Source organism: Kineothrix sp. MB12-C1, from assembly GCF_030863805.1.
Taxonomy (GTDB): domain Bacteria; phylum Bacillota; class Clostridia; order Lachnospirales; family Lachnospiraceae; genus Kineothrix.
Genome location: NZ_CP132957.1, coordinates 3,318,637 through 3,340,229 on the forward strand (window position 1 = coordinate 3,318,637; position 21,593 = coordinate 3,340,229).

A 21,593-nucleotide genomic window follows, 5' to 3' on the forward strand; every position below is an offset into this window, starting at 1 on the left:
AGGTCTGCACATTTACTGCGAAGGTACTGAACAGCTACTGGAGAAATGTAATTGGAATAGGAGCAAAATTATGGCACTGAGTAAGAAGCCGGTTACCGGCATGAAGGATATTATGCCTGCAGAGATGCAGCTTCGGGATTATGTGATTGGCGTAATTAAAGAGACCTACGGAAAGTTCGGCTTTTCTTCCATCGAGACTCCCTGTGTGGAAAATATCGCTAATTTGAGCAATAAACAGGGTGGAGAGAATGAAAAGCTGATCTTTAAGATTCTAAAAAGAGGAGAGAAGTTGAATCTCGATACAGCGCAGAGTGAGGAAGACTTGGTAGACGGAGGGCTCCGTTATGATTTGACCGTTCCCCTTGTGCGGTATTATTCGAATCATGCGAATGAACTACCTTCTCCTTTTAAAGCGTTGCAGATGGGGAATGTATGGAGAGCGGACAGGCCTCAGAAGGGACGTTACCGCCAGTTTATGCAGTGCGATATCGATATTCTCGGTGAACCATCTAATTTAGCGGAAATAGAATTGATACTTGCGACGACGACGACCCTCGGTAAGCTGGGATTTCGGAACTTTCAGATTCGGATTAATGAGAGACGTATCTTAAAGGCTATGGCAGCTTATAGTGGATTCGAGGAAGCTTCTTACGATACCGTATTTATTATTTTGGATAAAATGGATAAAATAGGGAGAGATGGTGTATCTCGTGAACTGAAAGAAAGTGGTTTTTCAGAGGAAAGTATCACGAAATATCTGGAACTATTCCGCGGGATGGAAGATGCGGAGGATGGTCTTTCCTATTTAGCCCGGAAACTGCAGGGTGTTATGGAACCTGAAGTAGAAGAAAGCCTGCAGGAGATTATTGCGAGCGTGAAGGCGACAAAGGCTTCGGAGTTTGAAATCGTCTTCGATCCTACTCTTGTTCGGGGAATGTCTTACTATACAGGTACTATCTTTGAAGTTGCAATGCCGGAATTCGGCGGAAGCTGCGGTGGCGGCGGCCGTTATGATAAGATGATCGGTAAGTTCACAGGAAACGATGTTCCGGCTTGTGGGTTTTCCATAGGTTTTGAGCGTATCATTCTTATTATGATGGAAAAAGGATTCGAAATCCCGGGAGAAAGCAAAAAAGTAGCATACTTGATAGAAAAGGGCATCGGGACGAAGGAACTGTGCGATATTATTGCAAAAGCGCAGGAAGAGCGCCAGAAAGGCATGCAGGTTCTTGTGGCGCGTATGAATAAGAATAAGAAGTTCCAAAAAGAGCAGTTAAATGCGGAAGGCTATATGGAATTTGAAGAGTTCTATAAAGATCCGTTGCAGAAATAATAAAGTAACTGTGAAGGTAGTGAACAGTTACGAGATAAAATAGAATGTGAGGAAATGGCAGAATGGCAGAATCGATGAAAGGTTTAAAAAGAACGCATCGCTGCGGCGAGTTGTCTGGGAGTAATGTAGGCGAAACAGTAACCGTTATGGGTTGGGTTCAGAAGCAGAGAAATAAAGGCGGTATTATTTTTGTAGATTTACGAGATCGTTCGGGTCTTCTCCAAATGATATTTGAAGAGAGCGATTGTGGTGCGGATAATTTTGCGAAAGCGGAAAAAATAAGAAGTGAATTCGTAGTGGCAGTTGTAGGAACCGTGGAAAAAAGAGCCGGTGCTGTTAATGAGAACCTGGCAACCGGCGATATCGAAATCCGTGCAAAGGAAATTCGTATTTTATCGGAAGCGGATACACCGCCCTTTCCAATTGAAGCGGATTCTAAGACGAAGGAAGAGCTTCGGTTGAAATATCGTTATTTGGATTTGCGCAGGCCGGATCTGCAAGGAAACTTGATTTTAAGAAGTAATATTACCGCTTCGATTCGTAGATTTCTGACGGAAGAAGGATTCCTGGAAATTGAAACTCCGATTCTCGGAAAGTCCACACCGGAAGGTGCGAGGGATTATCTTGTGCCGAGCCGTGTACATCCGGGCAACTTCTATGGTCTTCCTCAGTCTCCTCAGCTCTTTAAGCAGCTTTTGATGTGCTCCGGTTATGATCGTTACTTTCAGATTGCGAAATGTTTCCGCGACGAAGACTTACGTGCCGACAGACAGCCGGAATTCACTCAGGTGGATATGGAATTATCCTTCGTGGATGTGGAGGATGTAATCGATGTCAACGAAAGATTGCTCAAATTTGTTTGCAAGGAAGCGATTGGCTTGGAAGTAAGCCTTCCTATCCCTCGTATTAAATGGATAGATGCTATGAATCGTTATGGCTCGGATAAACCGGATACCCGTTTTGAAATGGAGCTTACCGATGTATCGGATGTTGTTTCAGATTGCGGATTTGGTGTATTCACTTCGGCTTTGGAGAATGAAGGTTCTGTCAGAGGTATCAATGCCAAGGGACAGGGCGCGATGCCGCGTAAGAAAATCGATGCCTTGATTGATTATGCCAAAGGATATGGCGCTAAAGGATTGGCATATCTTTGTATCGAAGAGGATGGCAGTTATAAGTCTTCTTTTGCTAAGTTTATGACGGAGGAACAGCTCGACACATTGGTAAAGGCGATGGGTGGAGAAAAAGGAGATCTTCTTTTATTCGCTGCGGATAAAAATAATATCGTTTGGAGTGTACTCGGTGCGCTTCGTATAGAACTTGCTAAGCAGATGGGCTTGATTGATGAGAATCAGTTTAACTTCGTATGGGTAACAGAGTTCCCTCTCCTTGAATGGGATGAAGAGGATAAGCGTTTTGCGGCTGTACATCATCCTTTCACTATGCCTATGGACGAAGACCTGTCATATTTGGACAGCGACCCGGGAAGAGTGCGTGCTAAAGCTTATGATATTGTATTAAACGGTGTGGAACTGGGTGGCGGCTCAGTCCGTATTTTCCAAAATGACATTCAGGAGAAGATGTTCGAGGTGTTAGGCTTTGAGAAAGAGGATGCGTATAATCGGTTCGGATTTTTATTGAATGCTTTTAAATATGGAGTACCTCCTCATGCCGGACTTGCTTATGGTCTTGACCGCCTCGTTATGCTATTGGTGAAAGCGGACAGTATTCGTGATGTAATGGCATTCCCGAAGGTGAAGGACGCTTCTTGTCTGCTTACGAATGCACCGGATGTGGTGGATGAAGTACAGCTAGAGGAACTTGGAATCGCAATTAGCCAAAAGGAAGAACCTGTAGATGTAGAAGCGTAAATGCCGGAGAAATGGTTGAAAGAAAAAATCTTTCAACTCCCTGATTTGAGTGTCCGCAGAAGCGGGCAGATGGGAGCAAAAGTGATTGATTTATATATTGCAAATATTAAGGCATTGTCAGATCCGAAACTTTTTCTGAAGTACTATAAGAAAATTGATGTAGTAAGACAGGAAAAGGTAAGGCAGTGTAAGCAGGAAATGGATAAAAAAAGAAGCATTCTTGCAGGATATTTGATTCAAGAGGGAGTGCGGGAAATACAATTCCGGGAAAGCGGTTTGCAGGCGGATGCAAAGCCGCTTTCTTTAACATATACATTTGGTGACAATGGTAAGCCTTATTTGAAGGAATATCCTAAAATCCATTTTAATCTCTCTCATTCAGGAGAATATGTGCTCTGTGCTTTGTCGGGAGAAGAGGTCGGAACCGATATTCAAAAGTACAAGCCGGGAATGAGAAAGGTGGCGGAACGTTTCTTTGCGGAAGAGGAGAAGCGAATGATCGATTTGGCGGCTAAGAGGGGAGCCAGGAACGTAGATGAGTTATTTTGCCGGATGTGGTCCATTAAAGAAGCTTATGTAAAGCTGACAGGAAGTGGGCTTAGTCAGGGAATGGATGGCTTTCATTTGCAGTTCGAAGAAAATAGTCCTGAGGGAGACCACTTAGAGGGAGGTCATTATGGACAGGGAATTATCTTTGATATGGAAAAGCAGGGGAAGAGTTCCTATTTCCGAAGCAGCAGCTTTTCATATGGGGAAGAAAAATACAGTATTGCAGTATGCAGTTATGGGGAAATAGCCGATATAAAGATAAAGGAAGTGATCTTGGCTTGATGTAAGGATTGCGGGAGTGAATAGGGGTATAAAAAGATGAAGGAACGAGTAAGGTTTGCAGTAGTATCCGGGCCGGAGTACGATGAGCGTATGGTGCGGATGGATTACAATACTGCGAAGACAGAGGGGAATGTCCGCTATGGGAGATACTTTATTTTTTATGAGGGAGTCTACCAGTGGTTATATGTATATTATAAAGATATTGTATGGGCTTATCACCGGCTGGAAGATGCAGGCGGAAGGCTTAGCCGAGAGTTGGCGGGGAATGGAACTCATAGCATGATGCTTGTTACAAAGGAACGGAAAAGAATCGGAATACCGGTAGGAAGTGATGAGGATGCTGTGAAAGGGCTAAACATCATTCAAAGACATAATAGATTTGTAGATATTGGTTTCACAAGAGAAAAAGAGGGGAAATATTTATGATTGAAAGAAGCAGCAATGTAAATAGGGCATATCAAAGCCAATCTTACCAAAATCAATCTCGTCAAAACCAACCTTATCAGATGCAGTCTTACGATAACGGAGGTCGTGAGGCAACTGATAATAAGCATGAGGAATTAGCCAAAGATGTGATCTGGGAACGAGAAGAAAATCTGTCTTTTCCTACTTTGGAAACGACAAAAGAGGAAGTGACAAAAGAACAGGTTTCTTTTTCTTTTAAGAATATCTTTACGAGTGGGTTAAGGGGTGTAATTGCGAAGGCAGTAGGATTCTGGAATGATGATGGCGGTAATGATAAAAATAACCTGCATGAAAAGGAGCAAGCGAGCGAAGCATCGTCGGCAATCTCAACGGCATTGTTAGAACAGGAAAAGACAAACGTCGAAGAGAATTTACCGGAAGAGCATGTGGAAAAGGTAAGTGATGTCGAAGGCATCGTAAGCGGAGAGCTGAAAACGGAACCGGGCAACGGTAAGCGGTTGCTCCAACGTTTGGGTGAACTTATTTATAGTGTTACCAGTAATTGGAGAGAACCGGAGAAACCGAGGACTTCTTTGCCTGCAAATGTGAAAGGTACTGAGCGGGGAACCCGCAACTATCTTCTCGATTCTTATAATAAGTCGGGACAGTACAGCACCCTTGCGAAAGATAGCAGTGCAGAAGGAAAGTTTAAGGCGAAGGTATAATATTGTTAAATATTATAGTATTCATCATATATGAAAGGAAAGCGAAGGCTATCTCATTTGGGAAAGAGTCCTTCGCTTTTATAATGGGTGTATTTAATTGTATAATATTTTAACAGTATTATACTGCGCCGAGCAAAGCGAGTGTGCAAAAAGCATACCGCAGCCGCTTGCGGCTAAGGTATAATATTTTAACAATATTATAAGCTCTTGGTTATCACAAAGGCAGATTGTCAACCCTGTGTATTTAATGTATCGATAATTCCATCCGCAATAGCCTGAGCAATTTCCTGGAAACGGCTATCGAAGAGAGCATTATCCCTGTCGTTGTTAATAAATCCGACCTCTACTAAAAGAGAGGGCATCTGGGTCTGATTCAAAACGATAAGATTCGTACGCTCGTTCACTCCGTGATTGACGAAGCCGAGAGCTTGCAAATTCTCATTGATATTCTCTGCCATAATGGCGGCAGGCCCATAGAGACTATAAACGAGTGTCTCAATACCTGTATATTGGTTCGGATACACGCTGGAATTGCGGTGGATTGAGACAAAATAGTCCGCGCCCGCTTGGTTTGCCTCAGCAGCCTTCTGGGATGGACTTTCATAAACATCAGTAGTACGCGTATAAACAACATTGATGCCTGCGTTTTCCAAAAGCTGGCCGACAGCGAGTGTAAGGCGCAGTACATCGTCCTTTTCCTGCCTTCCATTATAGGTCGCACCGGGATTGGCACCACCATGGCCTGCATCAAGCACAACTGTATATGCCATATAATCACCATAAAATCATTTTATTTACTATATGTTAGGCGATGGAAAATGGTACCCTTCCCGGTATCTGTAATTATGTAGAGGGGAGTTGTTGCTATTCAGACCGTGCCGTGCACTTCGCTGCACGGCACCGGAGTCATTAAGGTATCGGCCTCAGGGGAGATTAATTGTTATTGTTTACATCTCCCGGCCAACGCGAAGTCAAAATTGCGTTTCTATGCAATTTGTGTGCATCGTCCAACGTGTTGTTGGTCACAGCGTGAACAGCAACGTTTAATCCCCTCCAGGTCCATCTTTGCGCGGTCTTGACGATTCAGGAAGCGGTTCTACGGTATAGTCAGACTCGGTAGAACTCTTATGCTGCGGTAAATCGATACTAGGAATATTATCGTCATCATAAGCGTTAGAAGATTTTGTATTACAATTTGTATGATTATTTTTAGGTTTCATATCGCACCATCCTTTCAGGAATAGGGTGCGTAGGATGGGAAATGTTTATGTATGAAAAATGTAAATATTTTATTTTATAAGAATAAGGTGCTGTATCGATTTCTTTCAACAGCTTATGGATCAAGAGATGGAAAAATAAGTATTGGAATGTGTAAGGAAGAAGCAGAAAGATATTTAGGAGAACCAGTAGAAGAGGAAGCAAGTACTGAGAATAATGTATATGTAAATGCGATTTATCAAAGAGGAAATTCTATTTTTGAGATTGGATATGAGCATGTGAGAATATTACATATATATGAAGAAAAATTTGAACAGATAGCATCCAATATTTAATAAGTGTTGTTATATAGTTCCTGTAAGTGTTCCCTCGAAAGTCGCATACAAAGTTGTCCCTAGTCTTTCTGTTTTTTCAAAAAAGAGTTCCTTTCATCCAGGTGTTGTAGGTACTGTTAAATTCTTCATAAGATATTGAAGAAGGAACAGAATCGAAGTTCGGGTATGTTTTAGTAACTTGCTTTGATACGGAAACGACAATATGTGGAGAAACTGAGCCGTTTGTTGTCGTTTGAGAAATACCAGCTTCAGAATAAACCGCTTGATAAACATCACCAACTTTTTCTAAAGATTCAAGATACATAGTGAGATCTGTTTCTGACTGAACAGTTTCAGGTATGTCCGAGTAGTTTTGATATTCGCGTGTCATACTTGAACTTTCGATTTTCTCACCTGCATGTACTTCGGAATTAAAGCTATTACTAAATACAAAAGAGATATATAAAGCAGAAGCGAAATTAAAATTTTTTATGACGCATTTTTTCTCCTTTCAAAGATATATTATGTAATTAAATTATATTTCATAATAAAAAAATTTAAAACATTATTATGTGATTTATGTGGAATGCAGAAAAGCCTTTGACTGCGGCTGAGGTCGTTAGGGCTCAGGAGGATTTAAATATTCATACGGTTCAGGTCTCATTAAAAAAATTACTGAATATGAAACAAGAAAATATATTCATGCAATTAAAAACATTGGCGATGAAGATTTATCAGTATCTCAGTTTGTTACCACTTTTTTAGAACACGAAGATGAAAAAAAGACTTTGGAAGAATTGGAAAAACTTGAATAACTCATACAAGAACGAAAACAGCAGATTATTAATGCTATAAAAAATGAAAACAAATGATTAAAGAATGGATCTAATCAGTCTATGGAACACCCATATAATATTTATGCTTTATACTTGACTACGTACTGATGATATACTATTATAGAGTATAACTTAATACATTGTATAAAATATAAAATGGAGGGATTGTAAATGAAAAAAGTTATTGTTTCAGGTATAGTAGCATTACTATTGATTTGTATACTGTGTATACTGTTTTTTTATGATAATTCGAAATCTATGATACAAAGAGTAACTAATACAAATAAAGTCCAAAGCGAGTATATTGAAAAGATACTTGCTGATCAACTTTCATTTGAATGTAAATATATTGAAGAATTTGATTTAAATAATTCTTTATTAGAAAATAGTGGTGACGATTTTGAGTTCTATAAAATTTCAGACAAAAATGAAAGAGATTATATGTTAATCTTAAGAAAAGATAATAAAGATGTTATTGGTGTGTTAGATGAAAATAATAAATTAGTTTTTGGACTGATTGATAATGTTGTTCTACCTAAGTATTTTAATTGAAAAAACTAAACCACCACTTTATATTAGGGGAATAGAGTAAGTGGAAAGGGCAAGGATATTAATAAAATCAGCCTATTTTATATTGAGAAGAGGGCGCAAGCCAAACTCAAACATATACAAGGCGGCCCTAGTGGGCAACAAAAGCATATCACATACTCGATAGAAATGCCAAAAACATATCGTATTTATTCTGAAACTTAAAATACTTGTGTTACCGCTTTTGGGGCGAGTAGCAACACAGCCCTTTGGAGGGCATGAGTATTCCGGCTCCTTTTGAGCCATCTGTCCGGACTTAGGGAGCCACCCTTCCGGTGTAACAGAGCCACTATTCCGGTCATTAGGAAACCATCATTCCGGTCGTGGAAATCACAATACCGGATTCATAGCAACCATTACATAGATTCCTTTATACTGTAGATATGCACCCGTTGGTGTAAATACAGATGAAGGAGGTCATAATCATGACCAAATACCGCGAAATCATCAGACTAAAAAGTCTGAACTTCAGTGAACGAAACATTGCTCTTAGCTGCAGTGTTTCCAGAAATACTGTGTCAAAGATTCTTAAAAGGGCTGATGAGTTGAACATCTCATGGCCGCTTGGTGAACCAATGACAGATGAATCCTTAGAGGATTTGATGTTTCCCAAGGACAAATCAGTTATGAACAAACGCATGCCTGACTATGCCTATATCCGAAAAGAGTTATTGCGCAATGGCGTAAGCAAAAAACTCTTGTGGAGTGAATACTGTGAGGATTGCCGTATGGCAGGTGAAGAGCCTCTTATGTATTCTCAGTTCTGCTATTACATCCAGCTGGATGAGCAAAAACGCCGGGCTACCATGCATATTCCACGAAATCCTGGTGAACAGGTTGAAGTTGACTGGGCAGGTGATCCTGCTCACATCATTGATCCTGACACTGGTGAAATCACAGATGTATGGATTTTTGTAGGTGTCATGACTTACAGCATGTACGCCTACGTGGAAGCATTCATCAATCAAAAACAGAAAGCATGGATTACTGCTCATGTCCATATGTATGAATACTTCGGTGGTGTTGCGAAGATTCTTGTGCCAGATAATTGTACCACGGCTGTAAATCATCAACGAAGTGACTGGTACACACAAGCACTGAACACTACATATCATGAGATGGCGGAATACTATGGAACTGCCATTATACCAGCAAGGGTTCGTAAACCCAAAGATAAACCGACTGCGGAAGGAACGGTTAATAATGTATCCACATGGATAACAGCCGCTCTGCGCAATGAACAGTTCTTCTCACTGACAGAATTAAATGCTGCAATAAAGGAGAAGCTTGAACAGTTCAACACGAATGCCTTCCAGAAAAAGAAGGTAGCAGACGTAGTTTATTTCTTGGGGAAGAAATGCCATTACTGGCGCCATTGCCTGCTACCCGCTTTGAACTGTGTGACTGGAAAACAGCCACCGTTCAGTTCAATTATCACATCGCAGTAGACAAGATGTACTACTCTGTGCCCTTTCAGTATATCAGAAACAAGGTCGATGTGCGTATAACAGAAACAACGGTAGAAATATTTATAAAGCACCATCGAATTGCCTCACACAGACATCTTTATGGACGTCCTGGACAATACTCAACGGTTGCAGAACACATGCCAGAAGAACATCAGAAGTATCTGGAGTGGAATGGCGACCGCTTCCGTAAATGGTCTGATCAGATTGGACCATACACAAATAAAGTTGTAAATAGCCTACTTACCTCGGGTAGAGTGGAACAACAATCCTACAGAAGCTGTATGGGATTGTTGAAACTGGCTGAAAAATATTCAACAGTTAAGTTAGAGACCGCATGCAAAAAGGCTCTCAGCTATTCCAGTTCACCCAGTTACAAAAGTATCAAAAATCTATTGGTCACGCTGAAGGATGAAGGACTTCAAAAACCAGAAGCCGAAGGGGAAAATAATCCATACGGCATCACCCGCGGAGCCAGATACTATGGAGGTAAGCACAATGATTAATCAAAGTACAACCGATAAACTGATCGAAATGCGTCTTACTGCAATGGCAGATGCATTTCGGATCCAGATGGATGACAAATCAATGAAGGATGTCCCATTTGAAGATCGATTTGGCATGCTGGTGGATGTCGAATACACAAACCGAAAAAATAATCGATTAAAACGCCTTATTCATCATGCTGAGCTAGAACAATCTGATGTCTGTATTTCTGGAATTGACTACACATCAGGACGAAAGCTGAACAAATCACTTATCAACCGTCTGGCCACTTGTGAATATATCGCCGAATACCGGAACATTTTCATTACCGGTGCAACCGGAAGCGGCAAGACCTACATGGCCTGTGCTTTTGGTATGGAAGCCTGTAAACAGTATTTTACCGTTAAGTATGTGAGGCTTCCTGATTTACTGCTTGAACTTGAAACGGCCAGAAACGAAGGTTGCTTTGCAAAGGTGCTTAGCAAATATATAAAGCCGCTTCTTCTCATCATAGATGAATGGCTTTTGTTGAAACTAAACGAATCAGAATCAAAAAATCTATTTGAGTTGATTCATAAACGCAGGAAAAAAGCCTCTACCATCTTTTGTTCCCAATTCCGAGAAGAAGGTTGGTACGAACGCCTTGGAGGTAATGATAACCCTCTGGCAGATGCAATCATGGACAGAATTGTCTATGATGCATACAAAATCAATATCGAAAGCGTTGACCCGTCAAAAGATATCTCGATGAGAGAGGTCTTTGGCATGGATATGGATCAAGCACAGTAACTCTTAATATTAAGTGGCTCCGTTAGTCCGGATTGGTGGCTCTCGCCACACCGGACAGGCGGCTCCGCCGCAACGTAATATTCAGGGCAAACATCAAACCACCATTTGGAATGGTGGTTTGTGACTTAGCTAAAATCAAATCCTCTATTCCGTGCCATTATATTAATTTAAGATTAATGTACAGAGCAGAGAATTTATTTTGTCATTTATTTTTAAAATATCTTTTAGGCAACGGTCCAATAAGGCTCCTCCCACCGGGAGTAGGTATAAGACCATAAGCGTTTATATTTTATCCCGTCTATTTCCATGTACTTATATCCAGTTACATTCGCATAGGGGGAGATTTCACTATTTGCAGAATAGGATATAGGAGAAGCAGTAAAATAAGTATTATTAACATATACTAGGTTAAATGAAAAAGCAATTTGTGCAATAAAACTAAAAACAAATAATAATTTTTTTTTCCTCATAATTTACCTCTTTCTATGGATTTTCTAGTATTTTTAAATTAGAAAATGATTCGTTCATTGTTTCTAAATAAATATAAGGTTCATTGTTGTAATAGACAATGAAATGTGATCCCTCCTTTATTATATAAGAGTTATCGATTGTAAATTCAGGTACTTGCACTTCAGAACTAGGTACTTCGCAATATGGCAACGGCATAAAAAAGAAAGATAGAAAAAATAAACTCAATGTTGATAAAACACAAAATAAAGATAGTATCATAGATCTGTCAGATTTTGAAGTGATAAATTTAAAACGATTTGCCAATGTTCTGCCATTAATATGTGAAAACGGAATTGCTACATCTAGTTTTTGGCTTTGTTGATACTTAGTTTCATTTATGAGACAACTTAAATATTTGGCTTTTAATCTATTGTCAAATTTCTTTATTATATGCTCATCACAATTTATTTCCATAATAGTAATCATAGAAGTATTCATAAAAGGAGTAAGTGGATGCCACCATAAAATACTGGCTAAAATATTATTTAAAAGTTTAAACCAATTAGACATATTCTTAAAATGATAAATTTCATGGGATAAAATAAAATAGAGTTCCTCTTCTGTGTAATTCTTGCTTGGTAAACATATTGTCTGTTCGAAAAAACCAAATTCGAATGGAGCATCAATAAGATTACATTTTACAACTTTTATTTTAAATTTAAAATGAATTTGGCTTCTTAAAATATCTATAATATGAAGTATTTTTTCATCTTGAGAAGGTAAAAAATACTCCATACACTTATGTAATTTATAATATGTCATTCCCAGCTTAAAGCATTTTTGCATAGATATTAAAAAAATACATAAGATGGTCAAATCAAAAATGGTAAAAGAAATAGAATAAGCTTTTAGTTCAATGTTAAATAATAAAGTATTAAAGAAACGAACAATAATAGGAAGTAAATAATCAAATTGAATATAGTGAGTATTATTAATTATTTCCAAGGGAAATAATAGTCTTAAAATGATTAATGAAAAAATAAAAAAGAAAATTTTATTAGATATTTTCCCTTTTATTATAAGTTTTTCTAATAATAAACAACATGTAATAAAAAAGGAAGAAGCAATTAAACTATTAATTACAGAAAAGATATTTATTTCAAACATTTAATATTCTCCATAGAAAATCTAAAAAATATATCAATTATTTTTTATCCATTCTTCAATTTCTTTAATTAATTCATCTGAATTATCATAGGTATTACTGAAATAAGACAAGAAATTGCCTATATCCATTCTTTTATTTTGATTACCAAAAACTGATTGTATTTGCATATTCGAATAATCCAATATAGTAATTTTCGATTTAAATATTCGAGCAGGAGCTTTAGTGCTACGAATATTACCAATGACTTCGATAAACTGTTTTTTTAACAATTTATTAAGGAGTGGATACAATGAATTAAGAGACCAAGTTTTTGTACTTGATAAAGTAATAATTTCTGACGCAGTGAGTGGTTTATCATATTGCCAAAAAATTTTCATTATTTCAAATTCTTTAGAAGTTAAGTTCGAATATTTCATAAGTACCTCCATAAATAAATTATATATTATATAATAATATAAATCTTTAAAACTGTCAATATAACAGGAAAACATTGTATTTATTAACAAAAGATATAGCATTAATTTATTGACAAAAAATGTAATTGATAATAATATACATTATATAAAAATACAATGTATAAAATAAATGATAAGGAGGGCACAAAAACTAATTAACTTAAAAATTCAAAGTTTAATAGTAAAAGGAGCATTCCTGTTAAGTAACAAATGACGGGTTTGCAAAAAATGAGTGTCACCCATAGAATAATGATTGTTAACTGGCCGGTTAAATAATCATCGTTCAAAGGAGACACCCACAAATGAATTGTAAACAAAATCAAAAAATCAATCAAGTAAAAGAATCAACTTTGGTAGTTGGAATTGATATCGGAAGTACGACACAGTACGCCAGGGCGTTTGACTGGAGAGGCATCGAACTTGGGAAGGTCTTTAAATTTAGCAACAGCAGAGAAGGTTTTGACAACCTTAAAAACTGGATGCAGTGGATACAGGACAAGAACAAAAAGTCTGATGTTATCGTAGGTATCGAACCAACAGGTCATTACTGGTTTGATCTTGGCGCTTATCTTGAGGATGAGGGCATCCTTCTGGTTATGGTTAACCCCTATGCGGTAAAGCAGACCAAGGAACTGGATGACAACAGCCAGAGCAAGAATGATAACAAGGATCCTAAAGTAATTGCAAAACTTGTTATCGAGGGAAGATATTCCGTACCATATACACCGGACGGTGTGTATGCAGATTTAAGGATTATGGCAGCCAATCGGAAGAGACTTGTGAAGGAACTTACCCAGATCAAAAACAGACTTGCCAGATGGTTTACCATATACTTTCCTGAATACAGCGATGTATTTGGAGATTATGAAGCACAAAGCAGTATGCTGCTGTTAAAGGCAGCGTGCACTCCGGAAGCAATCATAGAACTCGGAGCTGAGAAGATAAATCAAATCTGGCGAAATGCAAAGCTGCGAGCGGTTGGAATGAAAAGGGCAACGACCCTGTGTGAAACAGCAAAGCGAAGCATAGGCTTAAAGAAAGGATCTTCGGCTGCTGAGTATGAAATGAAACTATTGCTTCAGGATTATGACTATAAAAAGGCACAGCTTGAATCGGTTATGGAAGAAATAGAAAGCTTGTGTAAAAAGATACCCGAAAGCGAGCAGATGCTTGCCATCAAAGGTATCGGTTTAATTACTGTTGCCGGATTTCTGGCTGAGGTAGGTGATGCGAGACGTTTCGAATCACCAAGACAGATACAAAAGTTAGCAGGACTCTCATTAAGGGAAAATAGTTCGGGAAAACATAAGGGACAGACGACCATCAGTAAAAGAGGTCGAAGTAAGCTGCGAGCTGTACTGTTCAATGCGGCAATCCCGCTGATAGCTAAGAACCCGGAGTTCCATGCCCTGCATGAGTATTACACGACCAGAGCGAATAATCCGCTTAAAAAGAAACAGTCAGTGATAGCCATCAGCTGTAAGCTGATCAGAATCTTCTACGCTATTTTAACCAAGGGTGTAGCCTATGATGCTCAGAAAATGATGTCTGACATACACAGGCATCCAGCGGTAGCGTAAGAAAAACTTTGAAGTTCAGGAAGACGTCCACCATAAGGTGCTGAATGAAAAAAGGGAATAGAAATAACATAGAGAGCCAAAGTCAGATTTTTACCATCAGAGCACAGACTCAGTCTAGGAGCATCATGACGCCCCTTTATGGATAAGCAGAACGAAGGAATTAAGGACCCTGAAGAAAAGGTGATCCCGTATGACATGGGAGGTTAGGCTGCCGTAAGGAGTTGGGGAAAAGAAAGGCCGATCATAGCGGAAATAAGACGATGTCTTATTGAGTGTACCCAAAACATCCATATATCCATGATTTTAGGCCATGGGGAATGCCATAGACTATGAAAGCTTAGCTATGAAAAAAGAAAGAATAAGAAAAACCGAGTTAACAAGAGAAAAACAAAGATTAATATGGGAGGAAATAATTTATGAAGTTAAAAGCTTTTTCAGTATTATTAAGTGGAGTTTTATTATTATCAAGTAGCATATGTGCATTTGCCCAAACGGAAACATCTGAAGATGTAAATGGAAAGGTAATAGAAAGTGTTGTAGAAAGTACGACTGAATCAGTAATCGAAGAGACTGGAGAAAAACCGGCAGGTATGGGGAATATTGGTCTTACACCAGTATTAGCAAGAGGTACCAGTGCACCGACTAGTGCATACGATTGGTCAAAAGGAAGTTATCCAATATCCGGTGATACCTCTATGGACACTTGGCTGTATACAAACTATTATTTTACCAATTTTACCGATGCAACACTAAAAATTACTGCATACTCGTATTCTGGCTCAAATCCGAGAGGCGATGTTAATGTATATATATATCGAAAAGAACTTTTGGGCGATACAGTAGTTCATGCGAGTACCGTATCAGCAGGCACAACTAAAACATTTACTATGAGTAATTATGATAGTAGCAAAAAGTATTACATAAAATTTAGTGGCGTTATGAACATTAGCGGTTCCTTAACCAAAAATTAAAAGTCCGAATGCAAAGGGCTAATATAATTTATAATAAGGGAACCAGTTGGTTCATTTAGATATAATGTTTAAAAACAGCTCTCGGAATCATGAAATTGATTCCAGGGCTGTTTTTTAATGGTATATCTATTATGATAGAAACACCAGCGGTAGATATGATAAGCGATCTTCTAGCGAAAGAAGAGGACTTTTTCAGTATTGGTATCAATGATCTGACACAATATACATTTGCCTTTGATAGGAAAAATGCAAAGGATATGACCCTTACAGAGGAATTTGTAGGAATGGGGATGAATGAGCTTTCTGCAACTCCTACCTTTGTGCTTCCGATAGAAAAATCGTGAGAGAAATGGACTAAGTAAGATTCACATATTATTTAACTATTTATGTGGAGATTTTTTGAGCATTAACAGACTATCTGTCTGTGGATAAGTTTGATTTTGCCTTACAAATTGGATACCTATTTACTTAAAATAAACTACAATTGGAATATAGAAGAACGAATTAAAATTTATGAGTCATATTAGTAAAAAAATGATGGAATTGTTACTCGCTATAGATTATAATTAGAAAAATCTGTTGAATGTAAAAGGGAGATTATTCATTTAATATAGTACATAAGGAATAGTCGATGTAATGCGCACAAGAATACTGGTGGACTGTATAGTGTTTACGACACCCTATTACTTGTGTCGGCAAATAAATCGATAGAGAAGGAGTTGAGGAACACATTTTTAGTAAGACACGACAAGTTGTAAGGGGATAAACTGTTTTAGAGAGGTGGTTGAGTTAATATGAAGATAAAAAATAAGTTAATATTATCTTTTGGAATTATGATAATTTTATCGTTTACTATCGTAGGCATCAATTTTGTGACATATCAGGCGATGGCCAGCGATGCAAATTTTGTAAATCATGCCGGAAAGCTGCGTGCTTCAAGTTATCGAATGGCGCAACTGGCAAATATAATTTCTGTTAATGGGGATGCAGAGGCATCAAAGGGGCTGGAAGAAGCAGTTGTGCTGTTCGATCAGATTTTGAAGGATATTTCGGAAGGTAATTCGGAAATGGGACTTTCCAAGCTGACGCATACGGAGACAGAATCAAAACTGAAGGCAATTAATGACAAATGGAATGGAGAATATAGAAATGCCTATCTTGCGATTCTTGAGTCGGGAGACGTAGCTTCTCTGGCGATTATCAATGCGGAAGTGGCAGACTATGTGAATTCCATAAATGATATGGTTACAGGTTACTCGACGTATTCGAGTTCGAAGGTGGTTAAGGCAAAGGCTACCAATGGTATTTTAGTTGTAATCGCTTTTGTTGCGGCGCTCGTTTCTTTTATCCTCTTAAATCAAGGAATAAGAAAACCGATTTATTCTCTCACAAGAGATTTAAAAGCCTTTTCTGAAGGAAATGGAGACCTGACAAAAAGAATAGAAGTGAAAAGCAAGGATGAAGTTGGTGATATGACTCATTATTTTAATAATTTTGTCAGCAACATCCATGAAATAGTAAAAGAAATATCGAAAATATCCAATGTATTATCAAGTAATATGAACGCCATTGCAAATACCACAGAGGAACTTACGAAATCTACGGAAATGATAGCGGCTTCTTCTATGGATGTTGCGGAAGGATCGGTACTCCAAAATAATAAATTAGATAAATTAAATGATTTGGTAGATAAGATTAACGAAGGTATAGCACAGGTATCCGATAAAGCTCTTCAAACTCTTCAGGCATCGGAGAAATCTCAAGATTCAGTTTTGAATGGAGATAAGCAGGTTACCGTGCAGTCGAATGAACTTACGGAATTTGTCCATTCTATAAAAACAGCTTCCCATACAGTAGAGGATCTCAATCAGTCGTCGGAAGAAATTAAAGCAATTGTAGATATTATTCACAGTATTTCTTCCCAAACTAACCTGTTAGCGTTGAATGCCTCTATTGAAGCGGCAAGGGCAGGAGAAGCCGGTCGCGGCTTTGCGGTAGTAGCAGAAGAGATAAGGAAATTAGCGGAAGAAACATCGGCTTCTGCGAAGGAAATCAGCGATATTGTATTAAGTATCGGTGATAAAACAATTCATGTTAAGGAATCGATGGATGAGCTTGTTGGTAAGACAAAGGTTCAAGAGCAGTCTATGGAAACTTTGAAGGTTGAGTTAAAAGAAATTCTTGACCGTACATCAATGACGTTAAAAGAGTCTCAAGAAATTATGGGTATATCGAAGAGTGTAACGAACGGATTTAGCGATATCACTCTTTCGGCAAAAGAGATTCAAGGCGTTGCCGTTCAGAATTCAGCCAACACACAGGAAGTTGCATCTGCTGTGGAGGAACAGACGGCATCCTTTGAAGAGGTTTCTGCCAATATAAGTTCTATCAGCGAGATGGCAGAGAACCTTACAGGAATAGTGGGAAGGTTTAGAATTTAGCCTGCTACAGCTAAGAATAGGAAGAGGCTCCGAATTACGGATTAATTTCGTGATTCGGAGCTTTTTATTCTATAGGAAAGACCTTATTACGTTAAAGTGAAAAGGCGTTAATCCTATAGAATAAAAGCACTCCGTGCGGGATGCGCAGTACGCGCGCGGAACAAAAACTGTGCTGATAAAAGTTTAAATCACGAGTGTGTGTGAAGCACACTTTTGTTCCTAATCATGAGCTGCGGGGCGAACTTTACGCTGATATTCGGTGGGAGTGAGTCCCGTATACTTTTTAAAGACTTTAGTAAAATAATAGGCGTTGTCAAAGCCCAGCATATAAGAAATCTCATACATACGGTATTTATCTTCGCGAATCAGGGTACATGCCCATTCCATTTTAGTCTCGTTAATAAATTCTATAAAGCTCTGATGATACTCCTTTTTAAATAATGCAGATAGGTAGTTGGGAGACAGGCCTACATAATCAGCCACATCCTGAAGCATAATGCGTTTTCCTACATTTTTAATTACATAATTACGTGCCTTTTCTGCTAAATCAGATTTACTGTCATTTAGCTGCTCCAACTGCTTTTGCACTTGTACGCTAAATTGAGATAGCCATGCCTTAACGGCGTTTCTCGAAGAAAGGCAGGATATCTGATGGATTATGGCGGTATTGTTCGTAAAGTAATCGTTTGTTTGGTGCTTGGGAAGCATAGGCACTAGAATGGAAGAGACTGTAGTATAAAGGGAGGTACATTCTTTGATTACAGTTTCCCTTCGATGGTGTAGATTCGATACTATACAGGAAGCACGTTCAATTAAGTCATGACATTGTTCCACATTCTTAACTCTAAGGGAAGGAATCAGTTTATTTATAATTTCAGTGAAAGTCAAATCTACCAGTTCTAAGTCCGGCAATTGGGAAAAGAGAGTATAGTCATGCTGAAAATTATAATAGTACTCGGATAGCTTGTGAAATTGAGCAATGGCACTTGCAATATGCTCTGGTCCGTTAAATTGTTCTGTGGCCGTTAAGGAAAGATGTACCTGGGTAATATTTCCGGAAGCATTGCAAAGCTTTGAATAGAACTGCTCGATAAGCATGCTCGCATTGTCAGGAAGTCCGAAGCAAAACAATAACAGGCTTTGTTTATTTCCCTCCAAGTCAAAAACCGCATAATGAGGGAAAACATTCCCGGCTAATTTCTCCACCACTTCCTGCTGCCAAGCAAAAAGTTGCGCGGCTTCCTTTTCTGATAGGGAAGCGGAGGAAGGAAGAGTGGTGAAATCCATAAGGATATGTATAAAACAGTAATTATCGAAAGTATTTTCCTCTTCTAAAAGCTTAATATAATGTTCGGACAAAGAGCTTTTTGTGTTTATCAATTGTGTTAGGTTCTGAGCGATAATTTGGGATTTGTTAATATGGATATAGGCGTTGGCGATATTTACCTTTTCCAGTCCGCCGCGATTTTCATATTCTTGTTTGGCGAGGGTTAAGCTTTTTTCCAAGGCTTCAGCCTCTAGCTGTGACTTGAGAAGATAATCCACTGCCCGATAGCGCAGCGCTTCTCTTGCCAGGTCGAATTCTCCATAGTTAGTCAACATAATAAATACGGGAAGAGAAGATTTATTTGAGGTTTCCCGTAGAATATCGATGCCGGACATAACAGGCATATTAATATCGCATATTACAATATGGGGTTTTAGTGTTTCGATAGCTTCGATTGCCTGTTGCCCATTGCGGGCTGTTCCGATAATATTACAGTTATTTTTTTCCCAGTCGATAAGGAATTTTATTCCGGAAAGGATGATGGGTTCATCATCCACCAGAAGTATTTGATATATCATAAGGTGTTCCCCTCTTTCTTGATACGTACACTAATGCAAGTGCCAATATCTTGTGCGCTTTCGATAGTCAGCCCGCATGGATGTCCATATACGAGCTGCAGACGTTTGTGTACATTACCGATACCTATTCCATTCATGGAATTCCTTGTTTTACTTGTTGAAGTATCGAGTATGCGCTCCAACTCCTCGGAAGTCATTCCTACCCCGGTATCTGTGACTGAAATAATCAGGTAATCTTCTTCCTCTCTCGCATCCAATGTAATAGTACCATAGACTCCGGAAGGTTCTATCCCATGAAAAATAGCATTTTCTACAAGAGGCTGCAAGGTGAGTTTGATAATACGGTAATGATAGAACTTTTTATCAATATGATTAATGAGCTCGAAGGTCTCCATATATCGGATGGATTGAATGGTAATGTAGTCCTCCAATAGGCTCAATTCTTCCTCTAATGTAATTTTCTGTGAGAATCCCTTGGACATATTCTTCAATAAGTTGGAAAGAGATCTTGTAATATTGGAAATTCCCGTATTCTTCTGTATTACGGCCATCCAGTGAATAGAATCTAATGTATTATAAAGAAAATGCGGATTCACCTGGGATTGCAGCAAATCGATTTCTATATTTTTCTTTTGTTCGTTTTGTTCTACATTTTCTTTAATAAGCCGGTCTATGGATGAGCTCATTTCGTTTACTATTTTGAATACCTGACCGATTTCATCGTTGCTCGTTTCTGATTTGGGATCGATGGAAAAGTCGCCCTCTGATATCCTTTTTATTCTGGCAATCATTTTCTGCAGAGGTTTTGTAATATGATTTGAGATAATTGCTGTGATACCAAAGGAGGTAAGGAGAACACTTATGATAACCACAGTAACGGCATAAGTCTTTCGCCTGCTGTCGATGGAGATTGAGGATAGATCGGTGCAGCTATAAATAGAAAGGCCGCTCTTGCTTAAAGGCCGGATATCCACGCGATACGTTTTCCCATCGGCGATAAACGTATCTCCGGTCGTGATCTCATGAAGATTGACCCCTTCCGGATTCATGAATATAAAGGCGGACGGAAGGATAGGAGAACCTGAGGCTGGGACGACAAAAATAGGATTCAGTGACGTATAGGGAGCCAGAACATCAGTGATAAGGGAAGGGTCCACTTCCATATATAAATATCCGTTGCCGGAAGGAGAAATATAATTGGAAATAGGAAAAAGGGCTACAATTCCCTCTCCTTTGTAAAAGGAGGAAACGGATTCCATTACCGTGCCAAAAGGTGCATCTCCGGCCTGATAGTTCCGGTAGAAGTCGGATGCCAGCAGGTTGGACAGGTCATCCATAGTCGCATATGTCGTTTTAGCACTGGCTTGTACCGTGAGGTTTTTTTCATTGAATATGAAAAGCTTATTAATATAGGAACTTATCGTGGATGAATGCAGGTAATCGTTTAAAAGGGTCTGAGCGGCAAAAATCTCTTTTTTCGCAATAGAGGTATTTAAAGAACTATGGCGCATAGCGGTAGAAACCTCGTAACTGCTGGAGCAGAGGATTCCGAGATTGATAATTTCTGCGAAATAAGTGTCCAGATGCTTCTGGATGCCGTCAAGGTAAAGAACATCGATGTCATGTGCCTTTTCGAAGATGATATTATTCATATAGGTATAGAGATATAGATTGCTGACAATACCGATAATAGCGATGCATGAGGTGGAGAAAAATACAATTTTAGATTTTATGTTCTTTATATTATGAAAATACATAATTTTTCCCTTCGTATTTAGCCTGCTTCGTAATATATTATGAAAGCCTATATTAATAAGAAAT

Annotated in this window: 20 protein-coding genes and 1 pseudogene; 13 read left to right on the forward strand and 8 right to left on the reverse strand. The window is 38.7% G+C overall.

Translation table 11 applies throughout. The features are described 5' to 3' along the window. Positions 1-70: 70 nt before the first annotated feature. From hisS to RBB56_RS15205, 5 genes are all read left to right on the forward strand, one after another. Complete coding sequence (hisS, locus tag RBB56_RS15185) at positions 71-1,333, forward strand: histidine--tRNA ligase (protein WP_306719797.1); 1,263 nt, start codon at positions 71-73, stop codon at positions 1,331-1,333. A 62-nt stretch (positions 1,334-1,395) separates the two neighbouring features. Beyond that, complete coding sequence (gene aspS / locus RBB56_RS15190; protein ID WP_306719798.1) at positions 1,396-3,204, forward strand: aspartate--tRNA ligase; 1,809 nt, start codon at positions 1,396-1,398, stop codon at positions 3,202-3,204. After that, a complete protein-coding gene (locus RBB56_RS15195) occupies positions 3,205-4,035 on the forward strand; it encodes a 4'-phosphopantetheinyl transferase family protein (RefSeq protein WP_306719799.1) in 831 nt (276 codons plus the stop codon). Between the two features lie 36 nt (positions 4,036-4,071). After that, positions 4,072-4,461, forward strand: coding sequence for a DUF6709 family protein (locus RBB56_RS15200; protein ID WP_306719800.1), 390 nt, complete (start codon positions 4,072-4,074; stop codon positions 4,459-4,461). After that, positions 4,458-5,165 carry a hypothetical protein gene (locus tag RBB56_RS15205; protein WP_306719801.1) on the forward strand — a complete coding sequence of 236 codons (708 nt, stop codon included), beginning with the start codon at positions 4,458-4,460 and terminating at the stop codon, positions 5,163-5,165. The genes RBB56_RS15200 and RBB56_RS15205 overlap by 4 nt, the downstream gene beginning before the upstream one ends. Before the next feature lie 230 nt (positions 5,166-5,395). Here RBB56_RS15205 and RBB56_RS15210 read toward each other — a convergent pair whose 3' ends face one another. Further along, a complete protein-coding gene (locus tag RBB56_RS15210) occupies positions 5,396-5,935 on the reverse strand; it encodes an N-acetylmuramoyl-L-alanine amidase family protein (RefSeq protein WP_306719802.1) in 540 nt (179 codons plus the stop codon). Between the two features lie 273 nt (positions 5,936-6,208). Then, positions 6,209-6,385, reverse strand: coding sequence for a hypothetical protein (locus RBB56_RS15215; protein WP_306719803.1), 177 nt, complete (start codon positions 6,383-6,385; stop codon positions 6,209-6,211). Between the two features lie 51 nt (positions 6,386-6,436). On the opposite strand from RBB56_RS15215, the gene RBB56_RS15220 reads away from it, so the two are divergent. Further along, positions 6,437-6,718 (forward strand): hypothetical protein, encoded by a 282-nt coding sequence (locus RBB56_RS15220; RefSeq protein ID WP_306719804.1) that lies wholly within the window; start codon positions 6,437-6,439, stop codon positions 6,716-6,718. A gap of 76 nt (positions 6,719-6,794) precedes the next feature. On the opposite strand, the gene RBB56_RS15225 is transcribed toward RBB56_RS15220, so the two are convergent. Next, positions 6,795-7,088 (reverse strand): hypothetical protein, encoded by a 294-nt coding sequence (locus tag RBB56_RS15225; protein ID WP_306719805.1) that lies wholly within the window; start codon positions 7,086-7,088, stop codon positions 6,795-6,797. Between the two features lie 616 nt (positions 7,089-7,704). Between RBB56_RS15225 and RBB56_RS15230 the strand changes: the two genes are divergently transcribed. The 3 genes and pseudogenes from RBB56_RS15230 to istB all read left to right on the forward strand — a co-directional run bounded on the left by RBB56_RS15230 (position 7,705) and on the right by istB (position 10,862). Further along, positions 7,705-8,085 carry a hypothetical protein gene (locus tag RBB56_RS15230; protein ID WP_306719806.1) on the forward strand — a complete coding sequence of 127 codons (381 nt, stop codon included), beginning with the start codon at positions 7,705-7,707 and terminating at the stop codon, positions 8,083-8,085. A 461-nt stretch (positions 8,086-8,546) separates the two neighbouring features. Beyond that, positions 8,547-10,093, forward strand: a pseudogene (gene istA, locus RBB56_RS15235) (IS21 family transposase). Next, positions 10,086-10,862 (forward strand): IS21-like element helper ATPase IstB, encoded by a 777-nt coding sequence (istB, locus tag RBB56_RS15240; protein WP_306719807.1) that lies wholly within the window; start codon positions 10,086-10,088, stop codon positions 10,860-10,862. The pseudogene istA and the gene istB overlap by 8 nt, the downstream one beginning before the upstream one ends. A gap of 224 nt (positions 10,863-11,086) precedes the next feature. Here istB and RBB56_RS15245 read toward each other — a convergent pair whose 3' ends face one another. From RBB56_RS15245 to RBB56_RS15255, 3 genes are read right to left on the reverse strand one after another with little or no spacing between them, the layout of a single operon-like run. After that, positions 11,087-11,332 carry a hypothetical protein gene (locus RBB56_RS15245; protein ID WP_306719808.1) on the reverse strand — a complete coding sequence of 82 codons (246 nt, stop codon included), beginning with the start codon at positions 11,330-11,332 and terminating at the stop codon, positions 11,087-11,089. 13 nt (positions 11,333-11,345) lie between these two features. Next, complete coding sequence (locus tag RBB56_RS15250) at positions 11,346-12,479, reverse strand: M56 family metallopeptidase (RefSeq protein ID WP_306719809.1); 1,134 nt, start codon at positions 12,477-12,479, stop codon at positions 11,346-11,348. 33 nt (positions 12,480-12,512) lie between these two features. Continuing rightward, positions 12,513-12,896, reverse strand: coding sequence for a BlaI/MecI/CopY family transcriptional regulator (locus tag RBB56_RS15255; protein WP_306719810.1), 384 nt, complete (start codon positions 12,894-12,896; stop codon positions 12,513-12,515). Positions 12,897-13,237: 341 nt separating this feature from the next. Between RBB56_RS15255 and RBB56_RS15260 the strand changes: the two genes are divergently transcribed. The 4 genes from RBB56_RS15260 to RBB56_RS15275 all read left to right on the forward strand — a co-directional run bounded on the left by RBB56_RS15260 (position 13,238) and on the right by RBB56_RS15275 (position 17,927). Continuing rightward, positions 13,238-14,515: an IS110 family transposase gene (locus RBB56_RS15260; protein WP_306719811.1), complete on the forward strand. Its 1,278-nt coding sequence runs from the start codon at positions 13,238-13,240 to the stop codon at positions 14,513-14,515. A gap of 416 nt (positions 14,516-14,931) precedes the next feature. After that, a complete protein-coding gene (locus tag RBB56_RS15265) occupies positions 14,932-15,486 on the forward strand; it encodes a hypothetical protein (RefSeq protein WP_306719812.1) in 555 nt (184 codons plus the stop codon). Between the two features lie 131 nt (positions 15,487-15,617). Continuing rightward, positions 15,618-15,830 carry a putative PEP-binding protein gene (locus RBB56_RS15270; RefSeq protein WP_306719813.1) on the forward strand — a complete coding sequence of 71 codons (213 nt, stop codon included), beginning with the start codon at positions 15,618-15,620 and terminating at the stop codon, positions 15,828-15,830. 450 nt (positions 15,831-16,280) lie between these two features. Further along, on the forward strand, positions 16,281-17,927 hold the full coding sequence (locus RBB56_RS15275; RefSeq protein ID WP_306719814.1) for a methyl-accepting chemotaxis protein: 1,647 nt from the start codon (positions 16,281-16,283) through the stop codon (positions 17,925-17,927). Between the two features lie 219 nt (positions 17,928-18,146). On the opposite strand, the gene RBB56_RS15280 is transcribed toward RBB56_RS15275, so the two are convergent. Further along, positions 18,147-19,772 (reverse strand): response regulator transcription factor, encoded by a 1,626-nt coding sequence (locus RBB56_RS15280; protein ID WP_306719815.1) that lies wholly within the window; start codon positions 19,770-19,772, stop codon positions 18,147-18,149. Continuing rightward, the gene (locus RBB56_RS15285; RefSeq protein WP_306719816.1) at positions 19,769-21,529 is read right to left on the reverse strand and encodes a sensor histidine kinase; all 1,761 of its coding nucleotides are present in this window, start codon (positions 21,527-21,529) and stop codon (positions 19,769-19,771) included. The genes RBB56_RS15280 and RBB56_RS15285 overlap by 4 nt, the downstream gene beginning before the upstream one ends. Positions 21,530-21,593: the final 64 nt, after the last annotated feature.